The sequence below is a fragment of the Paraclostridium sp. genome (assembly GCF_051657365.1).
In the GTDB taxonomy this organism is placed as follows: domain Bacteria; phylum Bacillota; class Clostridia; order Peptostreptococcales; family Peptostreptococcaceae; genus Paraclostridium.
Map to the genome: position 1 here is coordinate 1 of NZ_JBOFKN010000194.1, position 6,225 is coordinate 6,225.

5 protein-coding genes and 1 pseudogene are annotated in these 6,225 nt (G+C 25.6%); 5 read left to right on the forward strand and 1 reads right to left on the reverse strand.

Features of this window, described 5'->3' with window-relative positions; translation table 11 throughout:
- The 3 genes from ACRCYC_RS15285 to ACRCYC_RS15295 all read left to right on the forward strand — a co-directional run.
- A partial coding sequence (locus ACRCYC_RS15285) for a sensor histidine kinase (RefSeq protein WP_438619978.1) occupies positions 1-975 on the forward strand: 975 nt, incomplete at its 5' end.
- A 126-nt stretch (positions 976-1,101) separates the two neighbouring features.
- A complete protein-coding gene (locus ACRCYC_RS15290; protein ID WP_438619979.1) occupies positions 1,102-3,678 on the forward strand; it encodes an ABC transporter permease in 2,577 nt (858 codons plus the stop codon).
- Positions 3,679-3,719: 41 nt separating this feature from the next.
- Positions 3,720-4,388, forward strand: a complete 669-nt coding sequence (locus tag ACRCYC_RS15295) for an ABC transporter ATP-binding protein (RefSeq protein ID WP_438619980.1) — start codon at positions 3,720-3,722, stop codon at positions 4,386-4,388.
- Positions 4,389-4,663: 275 nt separating this feature from the next.
- On the opposite strand, the gene ACRCYC_RS15300 is transcribed toward ACRCYC_RS15295, so the two are convergent.
- Complete coding sequence (locus ACRCYC_RS15300) at positions 4,664-4,996, reverse strand: hypothetical protein (protein WP_438619981.1); 333 nt, start codon at positions 4,994-4,996, stop codon at positions 4,664-4,666.
- A gap of 257 nt (positions 4,997-5,253) precedes the next feature.
- Here ACRCYC_RS15300 and ACRCYC_RS15305 point away from each other — a divergent pair, with 257 nt between their 5' ends.
- Together ACRCYC_RS15305 and ACRCYC_RS15310 are read left to right on the forward strand one after the other, a co-directional pair.
- Positions 5,254-5,442 carry a hypothetical protein gene (locus tag ACRCYC_RS15305; RefSeq protein WP_438619982.1) on the forward strand — a complete coding sequence of 63 codons (189 nt, stop codon included), beginning with the start codon at positions 5,254-5,256 and terminating at the stop codon, positions 5,440-5,442.
- A gap of 412 nt (positions 5,443-5,854) precedes the next feature.
- Positions 5,855-6,225: pseudogene (locus tag ACRCYC_RS15310) on the forward strand (ATP-binding protein); the annotation flags it as partial.

Consider the following 6,225-nt stretch of genomic DNA (forward strand, 5'->3'; position numbering starts at 1 on the left):
ACTTCCATAGTTATATTTATAGGTATTTACTTTTTTGAAAAATCACATCAATTTTACAATAAGAAAAAATATCATTTATATATAATTCTAACTATAATAGTTAATGTAATCATAATCCTATTTTTAAATATATCAGAAAAAAAGATAGGAGATTCGTATTCAATACTAGTAAAAAACAAGCTTGAATATACAAGTCTCGTAGATATAATGATATTTTCAATTTTTATGAAAACCACATTTCCATATATTTTATTTATTATAAATGTAATATTAATATCTATATTCATTAACTCTATAAAATCAGAAAAAGAAAAAGTGAAAATGGAATTTGTAAATGAAAAATTAGATATGCAGTATAAATACTATTTAACGGTAAAGGAATCACAAGAAAAAATGAGACAAGTATACCATGATATGAACAACCATATGGAAAATATAAAATCGCTAAAAAATAGTAGTGAAGATGTAAATAAATACATTAACAATATAGAAGATGAAGTAAAAAGTACTAAAAATATTTATAATACAGGAAATGTACTATTAGATATTATATTGAATGAAAAAAGTAAAGCCTGCATGGAAAATAATATAGATTTTAATGCAGGTATAGATTTTAGTAAATGTGAATTTATAGATATGATTGATATAAGTAGTATATTTTCAAATTTAATAGATAATGCAATAGAAGCATGCAATAAAATAGATGATAATAAAATAGATGATAATAATATAGAAAAATACATAAATATAAAAAGCACTTTTATAAAAGGGTACTATGTAGTCAGATGTGAAAACAGCAAGACAAATAAAGTAATAATTAAAAATAATAAGATTTTTACTTCTAAAAAAGATAAATTCCTTCATGGAATCGGCATTGATAGTATAAAATCTTCAATAAAAAAATATGACGGAGAATTAAAAATTAAGGATAGTGAGTCTAAATTTATAGCCACTATTCATATACCAACATGCTAGTTGTCGGTGAAAAAATACCACTTGTCGGACTTATATTGAATCAAAAATTTAGAAATGTTACCTTTTATACATAGAAGGTAACATTTTTTTATACAATAATTTAATACGAGAAAGGGAGATAAAGTTTTGATTACATTTAAACTAGCAATATCGTATATGAAAAAACAAAGAGGAAAAACAATTGCATTATTATCAAGTATTGCACTTTCAGTAATGCTTATTTTTTCAATGATTGTAATTAGAGACTCAGGCTATGATTCTCAAATACAAGAAGCAAAAGATTTACATGGAAATTATCAAGTATGGTTTGAGGGGATTGGGGTAGATAAAGCAAGAGAACTAGAAAATGATAATGAAGTAAAAAAATCAAGTAAAGTTAAATATTTTTGTGAAATAGTCAATAAGGACAGTGGTGTTAAACTTGATTTAAATTCATTTGATAAAGATTTTATAGAATCTCTTAACTATAAGATTGTAGGAAGAAAACCAGTAAAAGATGGAGAAATAGTCATAGAAAAAGAAGCAGCAAATCAGATGGGTATAGATGATCCATTAAATAAGAATATTGATTTAATGCTAATGAATAAGTATGTTGATGACAATGGAATTAACAAAATAGATAGTGCTAATAAAACATTTAAGATTGTTGGATTAATTGAAAAGCCAGATAGGTATTATAGTTCTGCATCTAGTTCCATATCTGGAGTTAAAACTCAAGCATTTGTATATGAAGAAGCTAAGTTTCCGATGAAAACTAAAGATACATACAAAGGAACAATACTTCTAAAGTCTGAAAATAATACATCTGAGTTTTTAAGTAAAATGGGAAAAAAATTAAATCTTAGTTTTGATAATTTATATGAAAATTCGGAAGTTAGTTCAGCCAAGCTTTTTAAAGATATATCTAAAAATAATATAGAAAATATTAAGAGGACTATCATTTTAGTTATTGTATCTAGTCTTGTAATATATAATATTTTTAATATTATTCTTAAGGATATGATAATACAAATAGGACTTATGAGAGCAATTGGCATGTCAAAGAAGAAAATCAAGAGTATGTTTATCAAGTTGAGTCTTATTTATATACTTTTAGGAACGGTAATAGGTATATTATTTGGGATAATCGTATCATATATTGGAGTGAGAATAGTATATGGATATAGCTCTATACTGACGATAGGAGCTCCAAGCATAATTTATTCTTTTGCAGTTTCAGTATTATCAGTATTTATCAGTAGTTTTATAGTAGTTAGAAAAGCTATGAAGATGTCTATAATTGATTCAATAAAAAGCAGTGATAAGTATGAAAAAAAATCAAAAGGTAAGAGTATTAAAACAAACAGAACGCATGAAAATATAATTAGAAGTATTGCAATTAGAAATGTATGGAGAAATAAATCTAGAACTATTATAACAATGCTTGCAATTACCATGGTTGGAACAATGTTTATATTTAGCTTTGCATTAAAAGATACATTAAAAACTAATATAGAGGCAGGAATAACAGGTGGTATTTGGGGAATGTCCTATGGAAGCGTAGATAAAACAGTAAGTGGTAGTTATAATGGTTCAGAAAGTTTATTTTATAAAGTTGATAAAAATATGATAGAAAAGATAAAAAATATACAAGGAGTAAAAAGTGTAGAACCAAACTTTTTCAATCCTGAGGGGTATGTTCTACTTTCTAAAGATAAAATATCTAAAGCTTATCAAGATGAATTAAACAGAAAAAATGAACTATATCAAGAGGAACATAATAATGAATATCCACTGCTTATAAGAGGATATAGTGACGATATGTTAAAGAGTAGAGAGTCATTTATTCAAGAAGGAGAAAACTTGACAAATGCTAAAGAAGGACAGTACAAAAAAGTTATACTAGTAAACAATACCAGCTCAAAAGTTACGAATTCATTTGAAGCAAAGGTCATTGATGGTGCAAAGGTTGGAGATATTATAGATATAAAACTGCCTGTATATAAAGATGGTATTAAAAAATATGAAACATTGAAGGTTGAAGTTAGTGCTATTATGAAAGAAGCTTATGCAGCAGCTCAAGATGGGAATGTTGGTGTTGAGGGAGCACAGGTAATATTTAGAGAGGATGACTATAGAGAATTAACAAATCAAAAGGATTATAACAAGATTTATGTAATGACTCAAAAAGGTGAGGTATATCCAGTTGAAAAAAAATTAGAGAAACTGACAAAGGACTATGCATTTTCATCAATCGGTGGTAAAGGTGAAGATATGAAATTTATTGGAGCGCAACAAAGTTCAGAGGACAGACTTATAGTAATATATCAGTGCTTAATTTTACTTATACTTTCTGTGAACAGTATTTTTATTATGAGAAGTAATATTATTGCAAGAAAAAAAGAGCTATCAACACTAAGGGCTCTTGGAATGAGTATTAAGGATATTAAAAAAACTTTGATAATAGAAAGTGAATTTTATGGAATAGTTGCCTCTACAATAGGAGCTATAATTGCAACAGTCTATCAGTATATAGGAATTTCAAACGCTAATAAAAGTCTTATAGAAGGAAGCTTTGAAAGAACTATGGAATTTAATGTTCCTTGGAATCAAATACTTATACTATTTACAATTTTTATAATTATAGGATTTGTTTCAGTATATGTATCTAAAGATAAGATAGAAGGAACATCAATAACAGAGGGAATTTCAGAAAATGACTAAGCTTATAAAATTATAAGTAAATAATAAGGGAGATAATAGTTATGAAAAAATTAATTGTAAAAAATATAGAAAAAATATATGGAAAAGATGATAACAAAGTATATGCGTTAAATGGTATAGATTTAGAAATACAACCTCATAAATTTACAGCTATAGTTGGACAAAGTGGATCAGGTAAAAGTACATTACTTCACTGTATGGCTGGACTAGATAAACCTACTTCTGGAAAAGTATTTATAGATGATTTAGATTTATATACTTTAAATGATGATAAACTATCAAAGATAAGAAGAGAATCGTTTGGATTTATATTTCAAAGTTACAACCTAATACCAGTTATAAATGTTTATGATAATATAGTTCTTCCTGTTTCAATAAGTGGAAAAAACATAGATAAAGGTTATATAGACGATTTAATAGTCAAGTTGGGGATAGAATCTCAAATTAATAAATTTCCTAACGAATTATCAGGAGGACAGCAGCAAAGGGTAGCTATAGCTCGTGCACTTGCAAATAAACCTTTAATAATATTTGCAGATGAGCCTACTGGAAATCTAGATAGTAAAACAACTGATGAAGTTATGAGTATACTAAAGTTTTGTGTAGATAAATATAAGCAAACGTTAGTTATGATAACGCATAATGATGAAATAGCTAACAGTGCAGATAATATCATAAAAATTAGTGATGGTAAAATTACTTCAAAATAAAACCCTAGCTCAAAGTAATACCAAGGAAAAAGAAATACATATACGTAGGTCAAGTGAAATTAGACGATAATTCATATTGTAAGGCTTAGGTAGTAGTATTTTATTTTTCGTAAACATTTATTTTGGCTATGTGTGGGAGTTTGAGGTTATATAGCATAAAAGCCTAAAGGGCGTGGCTTTAACGTTTCGTCAGATTGCTATATAACCTCAAACTCTTTTCTAGGAAAAATACTTTTGATTATACTCTAAATCATTTTAGAGTTTAGTTTTAAAAATTACTCAACTTCTTTATACTCAACTGCTAAAATTATTCCTTTTGTATCATATGAAAATGTTATATTGTTCCTATTTTCTTCTTCCCACATTTCAAGTGTTTCATTACCTTTAATTTCATTGTATTGCCTCCAACCTAATTGAGTTAAATCACTTCTTAAATTTTTCTTATTTAGTCCTATAAAGTTTTCAAAGTAACCTTGAGCACTATTAAACGCTTGACTAATAGGTTCTTTATTTTTGATATTTACTTGAGGTTGTTGTTCAAATACGAATACAAATACAGCAATTCCAATTACTAATGCTACCGTTAATATTTTAGACGATAATTTCATATATATATCCCCCTTTATTATATAAAAATAATATAGCATATTTTTACATTGCGTTAAAGTTTATAGATTCAAGGCAATCATCAAAATATATTGAGAGATTAATATCCCAATATTTAATTATTAAATGTAGTTATTATAATGCAATAAAAGTCATATAGTTTAAAAATAAGTAAAAAAAATTAATTAAGATGATAAGTTGCATATTAATAAAACAAGATTAGATAAATAATTAAAAGATGTGAGGGAGATTAAAAATAATGAAAACTTTGAAACTAGAGAATAATCAAATAAGTTTAATAAAAAAATCAATAAATAAATATAGTAAAGAATTAGAAAATGAATATTTAAGACTAGTAAATACATCAATTACACAAGAACAAAGAAAAGAATACTCACAAGAAAGGGAACTAATTAATAGCACAATTGCTAAACTAGAGAAAAAATAAAATCCAAAATACAATACAATTTATGAGAATGGTTAATGTATAATCTTTAACAAAAGTCAAAAAAGAATAAGTATGTAATTAACATTACTCTTTTAAAAAGCACTTAATTTGAAGGCTTAGGCTATCAAATAAGTGTTTTTTTATTTCTATAGCTTTATTTTTATATATATTTATAGGCTTAATTTTTGCTTTTGGTAGTACCTTTGGCTATGTAACAAATCAAATATCGCTTATATTTAGAGATTTTGTTATAATTATAGATAGATTAAACATTTGAGGTATTATCTATTAAATATAAGCTTAAAGTATAAAACAATACATATTAATACTTCAAAATAGTGAGTAAGTACCTATGAGTAGGTATAGGTTTAATGAGATAAAAGTAAATTTTTGACTTAATAGAGGAGAAATTATGTTAGTAAGTACCTATATTTTAGCTGTGTTAAACATCGTAATGTTTATAGTTTCCTTTTTTATACTAATGAATAAAAAAGGTTATGTTTATCAATATAAATTTGAGAGTAGATATATACTTACAAGTATATTCTTAATCTTTACAAGTATAATGGGATTAGGCTTTGGAACAGTATCTATACAAGTGATATTAAGAATGGTTTTAATGATATATTTAATTTGTAAAATTTTTTATAAAATTAATACAAGAATATCTCTTAGTATTTCAGGAATATATAGTTTAATTTATATTTTGGCAGAGAATAGTATTTTTTGGTTTTTACAACTGTCATTTAATACATCAGATTATATGATTGAAATAATGCTTGT